The following is a 21,597-nucleotide window of genomic DNA, read 5'->3' as shown; positions in this document are numbered from 1 at the left end:
TTATGTCTATATGTTTGTACATATAAATGATTTTTTAGAATTGATTTTAAATACGCGATTACCCGGGTCTGATAAGGCCGTCAAGCTCAGGACATGCTGAGCGGGGTTTCCGGCTTGTTTAAAATCAAACCAGGGAAAAATTGACTTGCCGGGTTAAAAGGCAATGATAACAAACAGTGGCTTTTTAAACGGCATTTTTGAACACGTCGCTGTTTTATAACAGTGTTCCGGTTGTAACGTATATGTATAACCGGTTGCCTGTGCGCGGGTAACGCGTATCCGGTAGCGGACGGCATTTGCACTTTTGAATATGTTGGTTTCCGGCTTTCGTATTTGCTTTTTGTAAAATATTAGTTGTAAAGGATTTAAGTTCTTAGTTGGGCTGAACGATAGCGCCATTGCCGATTTTACTAACCAATAATTTTTTATGAAACCTAAACTACTTACAGACAATGCGCACAAGTCGTTGGGCGCTTTCTGGGGGATTGCCCTGGTGAGTCTCCTGGCGCCGACGCCGAGGGCCAGCAGCAGCCCGTTAAGCCGCGGAATGAGCGCGGTTGCCCTCCATGAATCCGGAACCCGTACCAAAGCCGAGCAAGCCGTTTCAGGAAAGGTCACCGATGAAAACAATGCAGGCATACCCGGCGTCAATGTCTTGGAGAAAGGTACCAACAACGGTGTGGTTTCAGACCAGGACGGGAATTATACCATTAAGGTGAAGGACGGAAACAGTGTTCTCGTGTTTTCCTATATAGGCTATGTGAGCAAGGAAGTGAAGGTCGGCTCCCAATCCGGCATCAGTGTAAAAATGGACGTGTCCGCCCAGGAGCTGAGTGATGTGGTAGTGGTAGGTTACGGCACGCAGAAACGGTCGGAACTGACCAATGCCGTTGTGCAGACGACCGGTGCCGAGATCAAGAAATCCAGCGCGGCATCCCTGTCCAACTCGCTCGCGGGGCGCATGGCAGGGGTATACGTGACGCAAAGAAGCGCCGCGCCGGGGTTTGACGATGCGCAAATCCTCGTACGGGGCGCAAATACTTACCGCAATACATCAGCCCTGATCGTAATCGATGGGGTGGCCAATGCCGACCCGGATGGCTTGAACCGATTGGATCCCAATGATATAGAGTCTATTTCGGTTTTGAAAGACGCTTCCGCAGCTATTTACGGCGCGCAATCCGCGGGTGGGGTTATTTTGGTTACGACCAAAAGGGGTACAACCGGCAAACCCGCCTTTGATTTCTCCACCACGCAGTCGTGGCAGTCTCCGACTATGAAAGTGAAGTCAGCCGATGCGTTCCAGTACATGAAAGTGCTCAACGACAGAAGGGCGCTCGAAGGTACGCCGCCGGACTTTCCGGATGCATTGGTAGATGCTTTCAGAACGGGAAAAAGAAGACCGGAAAACTGGTGGAATGCGCTGATTGGCCCACCGGTGCACCAAACACGCTACTCGCTCACGATGCGCGGCGGGACCGAGCGGGTAAGATATTTTGTGTCTCTCGGTACTGCCTCACAAGGCGGGATCCTTCGCGGCGACAATAAATCGAAGCTGAGACAATACAACGTGAGAAGCAACATCGATGTAACTGTGACGAAGGATTTTGAGGTAGGTCTCGACCTTTCGATCCGTGAGAAATATACGCAAACTCCCCAGGGTGGTGCCGGCGGCGAGGTAGGTTCGCTGGCGAGCACCAGCCCCCTGCAGGAAGCTTATATCGGTGGCGACTATCGCTATCCGGGAGAAGGATGGTCGCACCTTAATCCTGCTGCCCGCCTTCTTAGTCCGGGTTACCGCAGATACCGGGCTGACGTTGCCAGCGGAACCCTGCGTGCGAAATACAACATTCCTTCTGTGAGCGGATTAGCACTGGACGGCTTCCTGTCGATTGTCAAGACGGTGGATTACAACAAGCAGTTTAACTATGTATGGCCATATTATGAGCGGGCCCCGGACGGAACGATTGTCAAGAAACAGTCAAGATCTGTGGAGGATATTGGTTTGAGAGAAGATTTTAAGCAAAGTTTTCGGACCACAGGGAACGTGAAACTGTCTTACAGTAAGACGTTTGCCACAAATCATAAAGTGAACGCTTTCGTAGCTTATGAGCAGATGTCCTATAATGACAACAACTTCTGGGCCCAAAGGCTGGGTTACGATTCGCCGCTGATCGATCAACTTTTTGCGGGAAATACCAACCGCTTGAACTGGAATAACGATGGAACCGCTACGGAATCGGGCCGCCAGAATTTCTTCGGACGTGTCAGCTATGATTTCAAGGAAAAATACCTCTTCGGTTTCAGTGCCAGATACGACGGCTCGCCGATCTTCCCGAAAGAAACCCGTTTTGGATTTTTCCCGCAAGTTTCGGCTGGCTGGGTCATCAGCAACGAAGCGTTCATTCCGAAAAATGTGATCAGCAATTTGAAGTTGAGGGCTTCGTGGGGACGCCTGGGTAATGACAGGGTCAACCCGTTCCAATACATCGCCGCCTACGGATACGACGCCGGCTGGGTAGTGAACGGGGTAGATGCACGAGGTATCGCAGTGAAGTCGACGCCCAACCCCAATATTACCTGGGAGGTGAGCGAAAAGACCGATCTGGGCTTGGAGGCGGCGTTTTTGGATAATCGGTTGACTTTCGAACTGGACCTTTTCAAAAACAAAACTTCGAATATCCTCGGCAGGAGACAGGCGTCAATTCCAAGCTATACCGGATTGATCCTTCCGGATGAAAACATCGGTAAGATGAATAGCCAGGGTATCGAATTTCAGGCAGGTTATCGTCACAATTTTTCAAATCTGACACTACGGGTTAACGGAAACGTTTCTTATAACAAAAATGAGATTGTCTATTTCGACGAAACGCCTCAGGCCGAGCAATACCAGAAGCTGGAAGGGCAACCGTTCGGATCGAGACTGGTGTACAAGGCAATCGGCATTTACCGTACCCAGCAGGATCTCGACAATAGTGTGAAATATCCGGGAGCGATGCTGGGAGGATTGATCTTCGCGGATTTGAACAACGATGGTAAGATCGACAGCAACGACCGCTATATGTTCAATACCACCAACAATACCGATGCAAGTGGTGTCACGACGATTTTCCCCAGCACCCAGTACGGTTTGAGCGTAGGATTGAACTATAAGGATTTCGATCTGACGATGTTACTGCAAGGACAAAGCGGCGCGAAGTTCCGGTTGAGCACAGGATTCAACTCCGGAGCAGGTGGTAACGGTCTGGAATATGTAGCGCTGAACGCCTACTCCAAGGAGAATGTAAATTCGGAGCTCCCGATGATCGCCCCAACAGGTGTAGCTGCTTCGGATGCCGATTTCTATTACCACACTGCAACCTGGATGCGCATGAAAAACATGCAATTGGGGTATACGCTTCCCAAAAGCCTGGTTTCGAAAGCGAGAATCAGTGCTTTGCGTATCTACGTGTCGGGCGACAATGCATTCATGATATTCAATACCCTTAAAAAATACGGTAATGGTGACCCTGAATTCCTGAGCGGAAACGGCGGTGCGTATCCTAACATGAAGACGCTGAGCTTCGGACTCAATCTTACCTTCTAATCAGAGAACCTATGAAATATACAGTTATAAAAAATCACGTGTTGAAGCGGGCGTTCACGATGTCGGTAGTCGGCATCATTGCCACGGCCACTTCATGTAACGTGCTCGACAAGAAGCCGCTGGATGCGATCTCGGATGATGCGGTGTTTAATGACGCGGTTTTTCTTCAAAACTATGTCTATAATGTCTACAATGGCATCAAGCCCCCCTGGGCGCCAGGAACCGGCGGTTACGATGCATTGACCGACATCGCAGTGAACCAGCCTGAGACCCATGAGCGGTCGGCGGGTATCCGCAACTATCTCGAAGGGAACCTAACCGCCGACAACGTTTCGGATCTGGTTTCGATCGTCAACGGCCTGCCGGCAGCCACGCCGCTTTGGGATTATGAGTACGGCTTTATCAGAAAAGCCAATGTATTTTTCGAGAACGTCGAGAAATCGAGCATCCCGGTCGAGAAACTGAACCCCATGAAAGGTGAAGTGCACTTTTTGCGGGCGTGGATGTATTTCGAGCTGATGCGCACATTTGGTGGTGTTCCCATTATTACCAACAGTTTTCAGCTGAATTCCGAGAGTTTCGACGTGCCCCGGAATACTTTCGACGAATGTGCACAGTTTGTGCTTGGCGAGGCAGACAAGTCGATTGGTTTCCTGGACGGCGTGCCCGTCAATACAGGTAAGATCAGCAAAGCTGCTGCAATGGCATTCAAGGCCAGAGTGTTGCTCTACCTTGCGAGCCCGCTCAACAATCCGTCTAACGACATGGCTAAATGGAAAGCGGCCGAAGCGGCGACCAAGGCGGTGCTCGACCTCGGATTTACGTTGCACCCCAAATACGGCGATCTGTTTAAAAAGCCATTGAAAACCGACGAGACTATTTTCGGCAAGTCGTTCACACCAGCCACCAGGATTCCCGGATGGGGCTATAATTACGACTACTGGCCCAGCGGCTTCGATGCCCAGCAGCGTATTGTACCGACGCAAAACTTCGTCAATATGTTCCAGCTGACCAACGGTGAATATCCTTATCTGGCAGATGGGGTGACTGTGAATGCGGCATCGGGCTACGATCCCCAGAAGCCGGAGAAAAACAGGGACCCAAGATTCTATGATTCGGTGATTTATCCCGGAGCGGGCCCATTGAACATCATCGATGGTTCAAAAAGTACCGAGCGCCTCTATGAATACTGGGAGGATGCGAACCCTAATCCGGACAATGCTCCGCCTTATATCAATCCTAACAAGGTTGACCCTAAGAATGGCCAGAACTTGTTCGATTTCGGCCGCGATTCGAAGACCTACTGGGTAAAAGGGCTTACGCCTTTCCACTGGCGGGTACAAACGGGCTACACTTTCAAGAAGACCGATGACTTCGCCGGCCCGCGCGCAAGCTTTGACAACGACTATAACCAGGTGGTCGTATTCATGAGATTGACCGAGTTTTACCTGAATTATGCCGAAATCCAGATGGCATTGGGCAACGAAGCATTGGCCAGGGAGTATATCAACAAGGTGAGAAAGCGGCCATCGGTGAATATGCCTGATATTAAAAGCACCGGCGCGGCGCTTGTCAGGGATTACCGGAACGAACGCGCAATCGAGCTGCATTTGGAAGATTCCCGCTTCTTCGACCTGATGCGGTGGAAAGCAGCACCGGGAAATGTGGATATTGCGATCAGGGGACTGACGAAAGTGACCATGGACTGGACTGGTGCCAAGCCGGGCGATGCTTTGGGTAAACTAACCTATACCTATGGCGTAATTCCTGAGGCGGAAGTGAGAAAACCGTGGAAGGGAGATCACTATTACCTCTTCCCGATCCCGAATACTGAGATCAGAAAGAGCAACGGTGTTTTGAAGCAGAACCCCGGCTATTGAGATACAATTTTTCAGAATAGGTTAATAATTAGCAGTATTGTAAACCCGTGGCGGGATTCCCCGTCACTGGTTTTTTTTAATAGGTGTTCCATCGTTAAGTAGCCAAATATGAAGTCTGTTTATACTTCTCTTCTAACAGCGGCGGTCGTTTTAATGTCCTTTTCCTGCAAACGGAATACGAAACTGTTTCAACTGGTATCCCCCGGGCATTCGGGTATCGATTTTAATAACAAGATCGTGGAGAATGATTCGGTTAACCCTATCAATCTCATCAATATCTACAACGGAGGGGGAGTCGGGATAGGCGATTTTGACAACGACGGCTTGCAGGATATCTATTTTACCGGCAACATGGTTTCCAATAAATTGTATCTGAATAAAGGTGAAATGCAGTTTGAGGATGTGACCGACCGCGCCGGCGTCGGAGGGGGCGGCAAATGGTGCAGAGGGGTGGCGGTCGTGGATATCAACAACGATGGCTGGCTGGACATGTACGTGTGCGCATCCATTCACACAGATCCGGAGAAGAGGAAGAACCTGCTTTACATAAACCAGGGCAGGGACGGCTCGGGCGGAGTGACCTTCCGCGAGTCGGCAGCCGCGTATGGCCTGGATGATGCCTCGCATACGACCATGGCGAGCTTCTTTGACTATGATAATGATGGCGACCTGGATGTTTACCTCGTGGTGAACGAAATACTTCCCAGGGTAGACCCTTCTACTTTCAAGCCCAAAGTTACCGACGGCTCTTTTCCCAGCACAGGCAGGCTGTATCGCAACGACCCTGATCCGGCATTAAAACACCCGGTATTTACGAATGTAACGAGGGAAGCAGGTGTGACGATCGAAGGTTATGGTCATGGCGTAAATGTGACGGACATTAACCGGGATGGCTGGAAGGATATATTTGTCACGAACGATTTTATCGCAAATGATCTGTTGTATATCAATAACCGGGACGGGACTTTTACCGACAAGGCAGCTTCCTACTTCAAACATACTTCTGCCAACGGAATGGGGCAGGACGTGATAGACATTAACAACGACGGACTGTCGGATATCGTCGAGCTGGATATGAACCCGGAAGATAATTACCGAAAGAAAATGATGATGGGGCCGGGCAGCTATCAGACATTCCAGCTGAACGATTTCTACAAATACCAGTACCAATACGTAAGGAACACCATTCAGCTTAACCAGGGGCCGAGGGTGAATGCCAACGACTCGATCGGCGACCCGGTTTTCAGTGACGTCGGCTACATTGCCGGGGTTTCGGCAACCGATTGGAGCTGGGCTCCGCTCGTGGCTGATTTTGACAATGACGGTTGGAGGGACTTGGTGGTTACGAACGGATTTCCAAAGGACGTGACCGACCGTGATTTTATGACCTATCGCCTCGAAGCATCGCCGGTAACGCCGCAATCCGAAACCTTGCGGCAAATTCCGGAGGTGAAGCTGCATAACTATGCCTATAAAAATAACGGCGACTGTGCTTTCACCGACGTCTCCGCAGACTGGGGCCTGACCGACATATCGTTTTCGAATGGCGCCGCCTATGCCGATCTCGACAATGACGGCGATCTGGATATGGTTGTCAATAATATCAATGATGCCGTTTCCTTATACGAAAACACCAAGGCCGGCTCTTCCGGAGAGCATTACCTGTCTGTGCAATTGCAGGGAGACGCCCTGAACCGCAACGGGCTGGGCGCATGGATCGAGGTTTATCATGCGGGCGCGCACCAGACGTACGAGCAGACACCTTATCGCGGGTATCTCTCTTCGGTACAACTTAATCCGTATTTCGGCCTGGGAGCAGCTTCGGTCGTAGATTCCCTCGTTATCCAATGGCCGGACGGACAACGGCAGCTTCTGTTGAATGTGAAGGCCGATCAGATTGTAAAGGTCAGCAAGGCCGATTCCAGGGGCAAACACCAGCAACCGCTTCCTGTGTTTGCTCAAAACGCGCTGTTTCGGGACGTTACCGGCATCCTCGGCGTGCATTATGTACACACACAGATGGACCAGATTGATTTTAGTATTCAAAAACTGCTCCCTCACAAGCTTTCCGAGTATGGCCCTTCCCTTGCTGCTGGTGATGTAAATGGCGACGGTCTGGACGACGTAGTAGTAGGTGGCAGCGCAACGTCCGGGACGGCGTTGCTGGTCCAGCAAAAGAATGGCTCGTTTGCTCAAAAGACGATCGTGCCGCCATCCGCGATTCCCGACGCGCATTATCAGGATATGGGGATCTTGCTCTTCGATGCCGACGGCGACGCTGACCCGGATCTTTACATTGCCCGGGGTGGTTACACGGCAAAATCTAATTCCGGTGTTTATCAGGACCAGTTTTACTTGAATGACGGTAACGGCAACTTTGCGCCCGACAGCACCGTATTTCCTTACAATTTTACCAGTAAATCGTGTATCAGGGCGGTGGATTACGACCGCGACGGCGACCTTGACCTGTTTGTTGGGGGCAGGGTAGATCCATGGGCCTACCCCAGGCCGGTATCGAGCTTTATTTACAGGAACGATTCGAAAGGCGGGAAAGCCCGGTTTACGGACGTTACCTCACGGGTAGCCGGGGGACTAGCCGGCATCGGGCTCGTCTGCGATGCCGTTTTCAGCGATTTTGACAACGACGGCTGGCCCGACCTGATACTGGCTGGTGAATGGATGCCGGTAACCTTTTTCAAAAATGATAAAGGGACTTTTAAAAACGTGACGGGCGGTACAGGCATTTCAGGCGGGAAAGGGTGGTGGAACAGCATTGTGCCCGGTGATTTTGATAACGACGGCGATATGGACTATGTCGTCGGAAACCTGGGGCGGAACTCGTTTTTTCAGGCTAGCGAGCAATATCCTGTCTCGGTTTACGCCAAAGATTTCGATAACAATGGCAGTTACGATGCCTTCACGTCGTTGTACCTGCCTACAAGCCAGGCCGACCCTACCCGGAAAGAATATCCTGCGCACATGCGGGATGATGCCGTGAAACAGATGATCGGGATGCGTGCGAAATTTCAAAACTATAAATCCTACGCCAATGCCGGCATGGACCAGCTATTGACGAGCGAGCAATTGGAAGGTGCATTGATATTGAAGGCGGGGAACCTCAGTTCGAGCTACTGCCGGAACGACGGCGGAGGCAAATTTACGTTGACATCCCTTCCATTTATGGCTCAATTGTCTGCGCTGAATGGCATGATAGCCGACGACTTCGATGGTGACGGCAATCTCGATCTGGCTATGAACACCAACGACTACGGAACCGATGTGACCGTAGGCCGCTACGACGCGCTGAACGGCCTGGTGTTGAGAGGGAATGGTAAAGGGGATTTTGTGCCGATGTCGATCCTTCAAAGCGGTATTTTTATTCCCGGCAATGGAAAGTCCATGGTAAAGCTGCGCGGGGAAAATGGGAAATACCTCGTAGCCGCAGGCCAGAACAGGGGGCCATTGAAAATATTCGAACTCAAACAGACTGTCAATAATATTCCACTGAAGCAGGGAGACATCAGTGCCGGAATCACATTTGCCGACGGCAGAAAACAGAAGACGGAAATGTATTACGGATCGTCGTTTCTTTCGCAATCCGCGTGTTTTCTCAGTGCCGGAAAAGGTGTGAAATCGGTATCTGTTACTGAAATAACAGGCAAGACAAGAAGACTCGATTTTTGATACACGGCTGTTCCTAAACCCGCCCATCAAACACATGAAAATAACAATGAAAACGATCTGTGCATCGGTCGCCATTTTAGGCCTGATCGCTGGCTGCACAGGGAAAAAGGAGCGCCTCGATGATGCGGAGATACTGCACCAAAATCAGGATATCCTCACGCAAGTCATTATTTACGACGTATTCTCGCCGCCTGTTGCAAGCCGCATTTATGCATATTCTTCCCTGGCAGCCTATGAGGCCGTGCGGTTTGCGAAAGAGGGAAGCCCGTCCATTACGGAGAAATTGAACGGTTTCGGGGAAATGCCGCAGCCGGAAAGGGGCAAGGAATACAACTACACACTGGCCTCGACCAAGGCATTCTTTACGGTGGCACGGATGGTAAAGGTGTTTTCGGTGGATTCGTTGAATGTGTATGAAAATTCCGTTTACAATAATTTCAAAGAGGCGCTGGACGATCCGACCTATCAGCGGTCGGTGGCTTTTGGTGATACCATTGCGAAAACGATTCTGGCAAGAGCAAAAGCGGACGGCTACGCGAAATCAAGAGGCAAGTCTAAATACCTGGGCACCGGCGAGCCGGGAAAATGGAGGCCCACGCCACCGGACTACCTGGATGGCGTCGAATGGTGCTGGAATACGATGATGCCCATGGCGCTGGACTCCGCGGCGCAGTTTATGCCACCCAGGCCACCCCAATACAGCAAAGATTCCCTTAGCGCTTTCTACAAAGGTGCCAGGGAGGTTTTTGAAACGGGTATCCATTTAACCGATGAGCAAAAAGAGATCGCGCGTTTCTGGGACGACAATCCTTTTACGATCGAACATTCGGGGCACCTGGTGATGGGTAAAAAGAAAATTACGCCGGGCGGTCACTGGATGGGCATTGCCGCGATCGCCGCGAAGCAAACCCATGCCGATCCGGTGAAAACAGCGCGGGGGTATGCGCTCACCGCCGTTGCATTGTATGATGCGTTTATCGCCTGCTGGGATGAAAAGTACCGCAGCAGCGTGGTGAGGCCGGTAACGGTTATTAATGAGCTGATCGACCGGGGCTTTATCCCCTTTTTACAAACTCCCCCTTTCCCGGAATATCCCAGCGGGCACAGCAGCATCACGGCCTCGGCGTCGACTGTCCTGACCCATTTGTATGGGGATAATTTTGCATTTCAGGACACGAGCGATCTTCGGTATATCGGAATGCAGCGCCATTTTAACTCATTTGCCGAGGCTGCGGCGGAGGCGTCGGTGAGCCGTTTGTATGGCGGCATCCATTACCGGCTGAGTGTCGACGAAGGCGCCAGGCAAGGGAAGAAAGTAGGGGCGCACATCATCCAAAGGCTTCGTTAGTCACTAGCGCTCAGTCGCAGATCCCACAGCAGTCGGAACTTATCGGTGCCGAAAGGTCTATTCATGGTTTGAATTAATATGTATATACATTATGTACATTTCGATAATTTGACAAAAAGGGAGAACATAGCATGCTGTGGCTGTCCAGGATCTGCAAAATTATCAATTTGCTATATAAATAATTAATAATCAAAGCATTAAAGTATTTTCGACTAGCTGGTGAATGGATTTTTAGCATTCTTTTTTGTCGGTTATCAATATGTTGGTATATTTGAACATGTATAGACATGACGGAACATAGGCAGTCGTGATGTTCTCAGCGGCCGACCAGAATAGCAGCGGGTAGGATGAGTAGTTCGGACCTTAGCAAGAAAAAAAGCAAATGCAAATATGGTATCGGAAGCTGTTAATATGAAACTGACTTTTTGGACTAAATTGCTATATTTTTGCAATTGTCGATGTGTGTTGAAGGGGTGATAACGTTATTTTGCTTTTGCCCAGAGGAGAAATGACAGAGGCGGGCGGTGTATATCACTGATAGTATATTAACATGTGCCTGGAATGCGACGTACGCACCATTTTCAGCGGATAATCAGATGAGTTTTTTCCAGTTTTAGTGATCGATAAATGAAGAAGCAGTCTTTATTTTTAGTGTTGTCAATTGGCGCATTTGCCTTGATGGTGGTTTCCTGCTTTCAAAAGAATGGGACCCTTCAAAAGAAATCGGGTAACGGGTCTGTCAGTTATAATTTTGATATCCGGCCAATCCTCTCTGACAAATGTTTTGCCTGCCACGGTCCCGATGCCAAGAAACGGGAAGCGGGCCTGCGGCTTGATGTAGCCGAAAGCGCTTATGCCAAACTAAAAGATGGTAAGGGTTTCGCGATTTTTCCCGGTAAACCCGAGCAATCCGAGGTGTACAAGCGGATTACATCTGTGGATCCGTCTTATCAAATGCCGACACCGGAGTCGCACCTGGGTTTGCTGAACGAATCGGAAATAGGCCTCGTGCGCGAGTGGATCAAACAGGGCGCCAAATATGAAAAGCACTGGGCGTTCGCCGCACCGGTGTTGCCTGCTGTGCCCGAAGTGTCGGATGAAGCATGGCCGAAAAATGAAATCGATCATTTTGTCCTTCAAAAAATGGAGGGCGCCGGGCTTACCCCTAACGAGGAGGCCGGAAAAAGTCATTTGCTGAAAAGGGTTGCGCTGGATCTGACGGGCTTGCCGCCTGCTTTGGATATGCAGCAAAAATTTGCCGCCGATAAAAGCGACAAGGCCTACGAGAAGATCGTCGATGAGCTGCTTGCCCAAAAGACGTTCGGGGAGAAAATGGCAGTGTACTGGCTCGATGTGGCCCGCTATGCCGACTCCTATGGCTACCAGGACGACGAGTACCGGACACAGTGGCCCTGGCGCGATTGGGTGATCAATGCATTCAACAAGAACATGCCCTATGACCAGTTCCTCTCCTGGCAGATCGCCGGTGATATGCTGCCCAATGCAAATAAGGAGCAGATCCTGGCCACCGCTTTTTTCCGGAACCATAAATACACCGAAGAAGGCGGGGTGATCCCGGAGGAATACCGGATCGAATACAATATCGATAAAACCAAGACTTTCAGTACGGGGGTATTGGGTCTTACCGTGGAATGTGCGCAGTGCCACGATCACAAGTACGATCCTATTTCTCAGGAAGATTACTACCGGCTCTTTGCGTTTTTCAATAATTCGAAGGAGGCAGGTTTTGAAGGCGATATTTCGCGGACCAGACCGGCTAAAAATCCAATTATGACGATTAATGACGAGGAGGCCAGGACGCTGCTGTCGTTCATCAACAGACCGGACACCAGCAAGCTGATGGTTTCGGTACTGGGTGACCTGGACACGCTCCGGCCCACACATATTCTCAACCGTGGCGTGTACGACGCCCCCGGGCGCGTGGTTACCGCCGTCGCATTGCCGGCCGTCATGAAATTTGATACCACCAGAATGCCTCAAAACAGGCTGGGGCTCGCGAAATGGACGACTAGTAAAAGCAATCCGCTCACAGCCAGGGTATTTGTAAACCAGGTCTGGCAGGAATTCTTCGGACGGGGAATTGTGAAAAGTACCGGCGACTTCGGAATGCAGGGCGATTTGCCGACGAACCCGGCGTTGCTGGATTGGCTTGCCGTTGATTTTATGAACCACGGCTGGAATATTAAAAGACTCGTGAAACAGATCGTCACTTCGGCAACTTACCGTCAGTCCGCCAAAATCACCGAGGAAAAATTGAAAGCCGACCCCGACAACATCTACCTGTCCCACGGCCCGCGTTACAGGCTGCCGGCAGAACTGGTGAGGGACATGGTGTTATCGACAAGCGGACTTCTTAACCCGAAAATAGGAGGGCCAAGTGTGAAGCCCTACCAGCCGAAAGGACTTTGGGAGGCGGCTACTTCGGGCCGTGGTACGCTGCGGACTTATCAGCAGGACAAGGGCGATGCCTTATACCGGAGAGGGATGTATACCTTCATCAAGCTGACTGTACCGCCGCCATCGATGATCATTTTCGATGCCAGTAACCGCGACCATTGCGAAGTCAAACGCTCTAAAACGAACACGCCATTGCAGGCGCTGGTGATGCTCAACGATCCCACGGTCCTGGAAGCATCACGGGTACTCGCCGAACGGACAGTGGTGAAGTCGACAGACGTAGATAAAAATATCAGGACGCTGTTTCAGCGGATCGTCTGCCGCCAGCCGACAGACAAGGAAGTGAAGCTGTTGACAGACTATTACAACGGCGAAGCTTCGATGTTTTCGAAAGACAAGAAGCATGCTTTCAAAGTGCTCAATGTGGGTGAATATCCGCACGAACCCAAAGCCGACGAAGTACGGGCCGCCGCACTCATGCGGGTGATCAACGCGCTGTACAATATGGAAGAGACGATTACGAAGAGCTAGGAGCTGTAAGCTATATGCTGTAGGCTATAAGCTGTATGATGTAAGCTCGTTTGGATTGTGGGGGTGGAGACGGATTGGCGTCGGATGACAGAATAGATTGGAAAGAAAACATAAAATTAAAGCAATACCCTAAGGCTTAAAGCTTACAGCCTATCGCCTAAAGCCTAAATCATTAAAACTATGGAAAAGCCAGTATTTGATTTCGGGATGAATACTACCCGCAGGCACTTTTTATCTAAACTGAGTCTGGGAATTGGCAGCGCGGCCCTGGGCTCGCTCCTCATTCCGGATCTCTTCAAAGGAGGCGGCGGCGAAGGCGATGTAGAGGGAATTATGGCCGGCCTGCCCCACTTCGCGCCCAAAGCGAAACGGGTGATTTACCTTTTTCAGAATGGTGCCCCGTCGCAGCTCGATTTATTCGATTACAAGCCCATGCTGAACAAAATGCATGGACAGGACCTGCCCGAGTCGATCCGCGGTACTCAGCGGCTCACCGGCATGACGGCCAATCAGGCAAAATTCCCGCTGGCCGGCTCGGTATTTAACTTTAAACAGCATGGCAAAAGCGGCGCGTGGATGAGCGAACTGCTGCCGCATATGGCAAGTATTGCCGACGATCTTTGTATTATTAAAACCCTGAACACCGAGGCGATCAATCATGATCCCGCCCTGACTTTTTTCCAGACGGGCGCCCAGGTAGGCAACCGGCCCAGTTTCGGGTCTTGGCTGAGCTATGGTTTGGGAAGTGAAAACCAGAATCTTCCCGGCTTTTGTGTGCTGTTGTCGCGCGGGAAAGGAAACGGGCAGGGTGTTTATTCCAAACTATGGACCAATGGCTTCCTGGATTCGGTACACCAGGGCGTACAGTTCAGTAGCGGAGAGAACCCGGTTTTATACCTCAACGACCCCGAGGGAATGGATAGGGCACAGCGCCGTAAAATGCTTGATAACCTGACTGAGCTGAACCAGGGAACGTATAATGAGTTTGGCGACCCGGAGATTACCGCCAAGGTGCAACAATACGAAATGGCTTTTCGTATGCAGACCGCCGTTCCGGAAATCACCGACATGACCAAAGAACCGGAATCTATTGTGAAAATGTATGGGCCGGAGTGCCTTGTACCCGGTACCTACGCGGCGAACTGCCTTCTGGCGCGAAAACTCTCCGAACAGGGCGTCCGGTTCGTTCAGTTGTACCATCAGGGCTGGGACAGCCACGGCGGGCTCCCTAGCGAGATCAAAGGACAGTGTATGGATGTCGACCAGGCATCGGCTGCATTGATCACGGACCTCAAACAGCGCGGATTGCTGGATGAAACACTGGTGATTTGGGGCGGCGAATTCGGTCGTACCAACTACTGCCAGGGAACGCTTACCAAAGACAATTACGGCCGCGATCATCACCCGAGAGCATTCACCGTGTGGATGGCAGGCGGTGGCGTGAAGCCCGGCATTGTTTACGGAGAGACGGACGAGTTTGGATACAACATCGTGAAGGATCCCGTACACGTGCATGATTTTCATGCGACCATACTCAATCAGTTGGGCCTGGATCACGAAAAACTGGTTTTCAAGCACCAGGGGCGCCGTTACCGGCTCACCGACGTAGCCGGCAAGCTGGTGAAAGGGATTATTGCTTAATCAAACACAAACCTCGAAACAGTGCGCAAATATTTGTCGGATTGGAAAGGGCTGGTCTATAACCTGGCCTTCTTCCTGAATGGTTTACTCGTATTCCTTTTGCTTTTCGAAGGTCGCTTTGTCGTTCCGTTCTGGATGCAGGCGATCGGAAGGATGCACCCCTTGGTCTTACACTTTCCCCTGGTGGTGCTGATATTGTATAGTTTGTGGGTAATTATGGTCGAAAAGGCCGGGTCTACCCGGTGGAATGCCGGGTTGGCAGATAGCTTGCTCATTATCGGGACCCTGACGGCCGCCGTGGCTGCATTTTCAGGCTTTGTGCTCTCGAAAGAAGAAGGATACGAATCCGGGACATTGTTGTGGCACAAGTGGTTGGGCATCGCGATTTCGCTGGCGAGCATTACCTGGTATGGGTTTCGCAAGCCCCTGGTTCCCTGGAAATGGCCTTCTAAACTGGTGGCGGCTTCGTTTCTGGTGCTGCTTTTTGTAGGCGGGCACCTGGGTGGAAATCTCACCCACGGCGAGGATTTCCTCATCTCTCCCCTCGGGCCATCGGAAGAAGAGCGTCCCAAAGTAGCCTTTGAAGAGGCCAAAGTTTATGACGACCTTGTAAAACCGGTGCTGGAACAGAAATGTCTATCGTGCCATAATGCGGAGAAATCGAAGGGCGATTTGCAGATGCAGACGCAGGCGTTGCTGACAAAGGGAGGGAAGAACGGCATTTTGTGGGATACTACCAAGGCGGACCTGGGCCTGCTCATCGGCCGGCTGCATTTGCCGCTCGACGACAAGAAACACATGCCTCCTCGCGGCAAGGTACAGCTCACAGACGACGAAATAATGCTGCTGGCCGCGTGGGTGAAGGGCGGCTCCCGGTTCGATCAGCTGGTGAGTTCCTTGGCGCCGCAGAACCCGGTTTATGCCTACGGGCAGAATGTACTAGGCGGGGGCCGGACAGAGGAATCGTATGATTTTAGCGCGGCGGACCCGGACGAAGTGAAGAAGCTCAATACCAGCTACCGGTTGATCAAACCCCTTTCTGCGGAATCCCCGGCATTGTTCGTTAATTTTTACAGTCGTGCCAATTTCAAAGCAACGGAGATCGAAGAATTGCAGCCGTTGAAGGGGCAGATCGTCTCGATGGATTTGAGTAAGATGCCTTTGAGCGATCAGGATCTTAAAGTATTAGCAGGTTTTCCCGAATTGCGCAAGTTGATCCTGAATTTCACGGACATTACGGGGGCTACACTCGGAGAACTGAAAAAACTCGGAAAGCTTCGTGAACTCTCGCTGAGCGGTACTGCGGTTAAAATGGAGCAGGTGAAAACACTGGCAGCCATGCCATCCCTGAAAAAGGTCTATTTGTGGAGTACCGGATTGAAGAAAGACGAGCTGGCTAGTCTGAAAAAAGGTTCTAAAATCGCATTCGAGACGGGTTTCAGTGGCGACACCGTCGTTCTTGCGCTCAACCCGCCGATTATTGTTACTGAAAATCAACTGGTAGGTGCGGACGGTACCTTATCGTTGAAACATCAGATAGCCGGCACGGTCATCCGGTATACCCTCGACGGCACGGAACCAGATAGTATCAAATCGCTGATTTACGAAAAACCCATTTCCATTTCCAAAAACTCAACCCTGAAAGCCCGGGCATTCCGCAATGGATGGTACGGTAGCAAGCAGGTAGCGAAGGTGTTTTTCAAAGCCGGATACCTCGTCGACAGTGCGCAGCTGCTCACGCCTGCCGACCAGGGGTACAAAGGAAAAGGAGCATCGTCGCTGTACGACGGAAAGGTAGGGGATACGGAACGGGTCAGCGGGACCTGGCTGGGTTATAATCAGACTGATTTTCAAGGGTATTTGTATTTTAAAAAACCTGTAAAAGCAGCTAATGTGACCATCAGTATGCTCAGGAACCTCGGAAGCTATATTTTCCCACCCACCCGGATCGAAGTGTGGGGCGGAGCAAACGATAAAACCCTCAAACTGCTGAAAGTGATCACGCCGGAGGTACCTGCGAAAGATATCCCGGGAGCAGACAACCTGGTGTACGAAGCAGGGTTTGAGCCGCAGGAGCTCAGTTGTGTTAAAGTCGTCGCGAAACCACTGGCAAAATTACCGGCCTGGCATGCGGGAAAGGGTGGCAAGGCCTGGATATTTCTTGACGAGATCATTGTGAATTAGAATAGAATGCCCATTAGATAGGTTAATCGGTGGTACTAAAGAGACTGGCTTTTTAAGTCAGTCTTTCTTTATAAGCAGTGAAAATTCGGTTACATTGTGATGTCCAATCACGTCCATGATATTAACCAGCATGAAACCGAACATTATTCTACAGTCTGTTTTTCTATTATTGACGATGGGAGTTTTTACTTCCTATGCGCAAAAACCGACGGTTAGCGGCTCAATCGCGGGAATCGGAAAGACGCCGATCCAATTCAGGTATGTAAAAGACGGTGAGCGCCGGATAGATACGGTTTTTGCGGTAAATGATCATTTTAAATATAGTCCCAAAGGCTCCGACGATAGCACATTGACGATCCTCTTTAATCCCTCCGGATATTTCCCGCTATGGCTCGAACCGGGCGAAGTAACTGTATCGGGCGCTGTTGATCGGCCATTCAGACTCCGCATAAAGGGGGGTAAAGAGAATTCGCTTTCGGATCAATACAATACAGAAATTGACTGGAAATACGACGACCTCGCCAATGACAAGCCCGATTCGGTCAAGGCTCAATTGGAAAAAGAAAAGGAAGCAAAAACATGGGCATTTATTAAATCACACCCATCCAGTCGCATGGCCGCTAAACTTCTCTATTGGTCATCGATGACCCACGAGGCCGACCTTGCCACACATGAGTCTCTATGGCAAGCAATGACGCCGGGCGTCCGTGGATCCAAACAAGGTATTGCGCTTTCGGAAAGGCTGAATGCAGTACGAAATCAGCCCGCTCCCGGCAAGCCGGCCCCCGGCTTCACCATTCCCGATATGGCGGGCAATCCTGTTTCATTAAAAGACTTCAAAGGGAAATATGTGCTTCTCGACTTCTGGGGGCACTGGTGTGGCCCGTGCGTCCGAGCATTTCCCGCATTGAAAGCGCTTAATGATCGCCTTGCAAACAAATTGGCCATCGTCGGAATTGCGGCGGAGTCTAAGAACGACCGGGATGAATGGCTGCATATGGTTAAGGAAAAGAGCCTCAATTGGGTTCAACTTTCCGAGCTCGAAGCGGACAACGGAAAAGTGAACCAGACTTATAATATCGTCGCTTTCCCAACCTATTTTCTGGTCGACAAAACGGGGATGGTGATCCATAAATCCAATGCAATCAAGGATATTGAATCGGCTATTGAATCCATTCCGGAGCTAAAATGAAGTGATTGAGGAGTGGAGGCTTAACAGTTTACTCCAAATCCTCAACGGATTCTCCTGCGCCCCCAAAAAGGCATTGCTTCCCACCGCCGCTCGGCTGCGTACTGCTCGCTGTGCATTTTGAGATAGATAGCGAATGCCTGGCTGATGATCACGTCGTAGGCTGTCAGGGCTTCCGTCGATCCCGCGAGCGTATCCGCGATCGCGTGGCCTGCGTAATAACCACCCTCCAATGCCGACATGATTCCATATGATGAGATGGGGTCGAAGGCGTAGGCAGCGTCGCCGACAGCAAGCCAACGGTCGCCGGTCTGCTCGTCGAGTGCGGTAGTGGAAGCTGGCCTAAGCGTTGTTTCTTCGGCATTAGCGGAGAGATTTCTCTTTATTATATCAGAAATGAGCGAAGTTTCCCTGGCGCACCGCAGGAAATGGCTGGTACTCGTTAATTCTTTGTCAATAAGGTCGTTGTCGGTCATATAAACGACCGATAGCCGTTTGTTGGCCAGCGGAGCGGCATACCACCAGCCATTGGCAACGGCTTCTATGTAGGTGTAATGAGGCACCGCGGTGCCATCGGTTGTCAATTGAGTGGAGATACCTATCAATGCGTCGAGCCGCCTTCGTTTTCGGCCGAGCATCCGGGCAATCCGGGCTTGCCGCCCGGTGGCATCCACGAGGAAACTGCAAGAGACCTTGCCGGCAATATTTCCTCCTCCGTCCAGTGAAATGTGCCAGCCGTCCAGGTGTTGGTCGATGTGCGTGATGCGATGGCCGGGCAGCCATTCGATGCCGCGGGAAACGCAGTGGGTACGCAACTGTTTTTCGAAAAAAGGCCTGTCGAGATGCCACCCGTGCGGATTGATTTGCGAAAAAAAGCTTTTTTCGTAGGGTTTACTGCTGCCCCATACAAATTGGTTGCCATAACAAGGCAGGTGTGCGGGATCGATCAGCAGATGATCGATCCCGCACCTTGCCAACAGGGAAGTAGCGCTGGGGGGAATAGTTTCGCCGATCCTGGCATTCAATGTAATTTCAGGCTCGATAATCAGGCAGGCGATCCCGCGATTGATGAGACTTAATGCAACAGCCATGCCGGCAATCCCTCCTCCTGCGATTACGACGGGTATGTGCGCCATTTTAACGTTCGTCGCGCCGGAATGCACGTCGCTCGCGCCGTGGCCGTGCAGAGCTTTCCTCGCCTCCCGCAATGGTTTGCAAAAGTACAGTTGCCTCCCTAACGATCTGTGTCGTCGCGTGTTCCGCTTCCAATACCTGCTTGTAGGTTGGGTCTTCCGCGGTAAACCTGGTACGGTCCGACTCTACCCAGAGCTGTTCCGGGAGCCATTTGGTTTCGCCGGTCTTCGGCAGCGGATGTTGTACAATAATGCCCAATTCATGCCAGCGGGCCACCATGTTGTTAATTTTAGATTGATATTGTGTGCCAAGATCGCGCAGCCAGTCCTGGCGGTAATCCAGATGCTTCAATCGTTGGGCGTCATTCATGCCGCTATCGGATAATCTTGTAAAACTGTCGCTGGAAAGCACCTGATTGGGAACGCGCGCTGCCCAAAAAGAAGGAAGCGCCAGGTATAGCGAAGCCACATATCCGGAAAGGCAGCTGGCCTCGTCGGTTTGCCAGGGCACGCCGAGCCAGCGCGTGAGCGACCCGGGTCCGCTGCCATCGAGCGGCCCGCCCGGTTGAAGGGCGGTCGCCGGGGACAGCAAGGGGCCGTAATCGTCTTTGGGCGAAACTCCTTCCGGAAGTATTTTAATGCGGAATGGCATTTGTTCCTGCCAGAAAATCAGGTTACGGAAAGGCCAGGTAATTTCAATGCCAGGGTGAAATGGGCCGCCGAGGCATTCTTCCAGAGGTGCCTTGGTGAGGGCTGTAACCTGGTCTTTCAGGTCCATATTTTCAAAAGCCGGTGGTATTTGTAAAGAACCCGTGGAAAAGTGTCCATTTGCCCAACGCTCCATGCATTCGTACTGGGTTGCCGTGAGCGGCAAGTCCACACTCGGCAGGTCTTGGTAATCGCCGAAAGTGTCCCCATAAAAAGGCGGGATTTTTTCGGGCTCATACAACTCGCCATTTGGCTTGCGGTACCAGTTGAACACCTGTTCCCTGTCTTTCCGGCTGCTTTCGGACGGGTCGGAGAGTTTTGCCAGAATGTCTTTTTCTGTAAAATCGCTGGGCGAGTTCTGACCAAACAGCATGTAAAAACCGTGGTTTACCCACTGGGTGTCTACTGTGCGTTTCAGTATCGGGTAGATGTGCTCATAGAAATCGATCTTTCCGGGTTTTTCCAGCCAGCCATTGCGCACATACAGATCGTAGACGACATCGTACATCGTTACCACTGCAAACAACCCTTGTCCGAAGTTGGGCGGTGTTACGGCTACCATAGCCGGTACGGCCTCAAAAGTCTTTCCATCCAGCACGACCGTCGCGCGGACCGTGCCGTCGGAAACGTCGTCGTGCCAGCCGTCGTTGTTGGCAAAAGTGATGGCCGGAGCATTGGTATGCGAAGCTGATTTTCCTTCACCACCCAGCACGATCAGCCGTCCCTCATCATCGGTCCGGACTTCTCCAAGCGGCACCTCGGTATCATAAAACTTGCCGCCGTCGAACCGGTAAGCCGGGCCGCTCACATTCCGGCCGCTGATCGCCCTTGGTCCGGGGTCGATGATCAGTTGGGAACGGTCGTCCTCCTTGACACCCGCGTTGCGAAAAGCTGCCGGTATTCCATCCCCGGGAATATCCAGCGCATTCATAAATTGGTACCAGCCCGCTTTTCGGTTAGCAACATGCACCCGCCAGCTAATGCTCACATTGTCGCCGGCCGTTAGCTCCTTAATCACCTCGCCGTTTTCGCCTATTCCGTATATCCGAAAGCGAACGGCCTGTTTCTTCACGCGACCCAGGGCATCCTTATACCCGTTTTCAGGCACAGGGGGCTGACCGGGTATCTCCGAGGCCAGGAAAAATTCATCTGAGTTCCCGACGCGGGCAATGCCGAGCGGTGGATAAATCGCAACTGATTGGATGGTAGAGGGCATCTGTTTTCAGTTTAAGTGGTTGATGTATATGAATGGATGGACAAGGGGATGCCAAGTTCATTTTACTTTGAATTGCCTG

At 51.3% G+C, this 21,597-nt stretch carries 10 protein-coding genes; 8 read left to right on the top strand and 2 right to left on the bottom strand.

Going from position 1 to position 21,597, the window contains the following annotated elements; translation table 11 throughout:
• The first annotated feature begins 427 nt into the window (after window positions 1-427).
• The 8 genes from AAHB90_RS12820 to AAHB90_RS12785 all read left to right on the top strand — a co-directional run bounded on the left by AAHB90_RS12820 (window position 428) and on the right by AAHB90_RS12785 (window position 18,464).
• Entirely contained in the window at window positions 428-3,586 is a 3,159-nt protein-coding gene (locus tag AAHB90_RS12820) for a SusC/RagA family TonB-linked outer membrane protein (protein WP_342085546.1), read from the top strand.
• Between the two features lie 11 nt (window positions 3,587-3,597).
• Complete coding sequence (locus AAHB90_RS12815) at window positions 3,598-5,466, top strand: RagB/SusD family nutrient uptake outer membrane protein (protein WP_342085544.1); 1,869 nt, start codon at window positions 3,598-3,600, stop codon at window positions 5,464-5,466.
• 108 nt (window positions 5,467-5,574) lie between these two features.
• The gene (locus AAHB90_RS12810; RefSeq protein ID WP_342085542.1) at window positions 5,575-9,150 is read left to right on the top strand and encodes a VCBS repeat-containing protein; all 3,576 of its coding nucleotides are present in this window, start codon (window positions 5,575-5,577) and stop codon (window positions 9,148-9,150) included.
• Between the two features lie 46 nt (window positions 9,151-9,196).
• Window positions 9,197-10,498 (top strand): vanadium-dependent haloperoxidase, encoded by a 1,302-nt coding sequence (locus AAHB90_RS12805; protein WP_342085541.1) that lies wholly within the window; start codon window positions 9,197-9,199, stop codon window positions 10,496-10,498.
• Between the two features lie 627 nt (window positions 10,499-11,125).
• Window positions 11,126-13,447 carry a PSD1 and planctomycete cytochrome C domain-containing protein gene (locus AAHB90_RS12800; protein ID WP_446717898.1) on the top strand — a complete coding sequence of 774 codons (2,322 nt, stop codon included), beginning with the start codon at window positions 11,126-11,128 and terminating at the stop codon, window positions 13,445-13,447.
• 180 nt (window positions 13,448-13,627) lie between these two features.
• Window positions 13,628-15,088 (top strand): DUF1501 domain-containing protein, encoded by a 1,461-nt coding sequence (locus AAHB90_RS12795; protein ID WP_342085540.1) that lies wholly within the window; start codon window positions 13,628-13,630, stop codon window positions 15,086-15,088.
• Window positions 15,089-15,109: 21 nt separating this feature from the next.
• Entirely contained in the window at window positions 15,110-17,272 is a 2,163-nt protein-coding gene (locus tag AAHB90_RS12790; protein ID WP_342085539.1) for an FN3 associated domain-containing protein, read from the top strand.
• Window positions 17,273-17,402: 130 nt separating this feature from the next.
• Complete coding sequence (locus AAHB90_RS12785; protein ID WP_342085537.1) at window positions 17,403-18,464, top strand: TlpA disulfide reductase family protein; 1,062 nt, start codon at window positions 17,403-17,405, stop codon at window positions 18,462-18,464.
• A 41-nt stretch (window positions 18,465-18,505) separates the two neighbouring features.
• Here AAHB90_RS12785 and AAHB90_RS12780 read toward each other — a convergent pair whose 3' ends face one another.
• Window positions 18,506-19,669, bottom strand: coding sequence for an NAD(P)/FAD-dependent oxidoreductase (locus AAHB90_RS12780; RefSeq protein ID WP_342085536.1), 1,164 nt, complete (start codon window positions 19,667-19,669; stop codon window positions 18,506-18,508).
• Window positions 19,599-21,518 (bottom strand): LodA/GoxA family CTQ-dependent oxidase, encoded by a 1,920-nt coding sequence (locus tag AAHB90_RS12775; protein WP_342085534.1) that lies wholly within the window; start codon window positions 21,516-21,518, stop codon window positions 19,599-19,601. Before AAHB90_RS12775 ends, AAHB90_RS12780 begins: the two co-directional genes overlap by 71 nt.
• Window positions 21,519-21,597 lie beyond the last annotated feature (79 nt).

This window comes from Dyadobacter sp. OTU695, from assembly GCF_038440355.1.
Classification (GTDB): domain Bacteria; phylum Bacteroidota; class Bacteroidia; order Cytophagales; family Spirosomataceae; genus Dyadobacter.
Note: the sequence above shows the minus strand (reverse complement) of the source record. Positions and strands in the feature narration are given on the sequence as shown.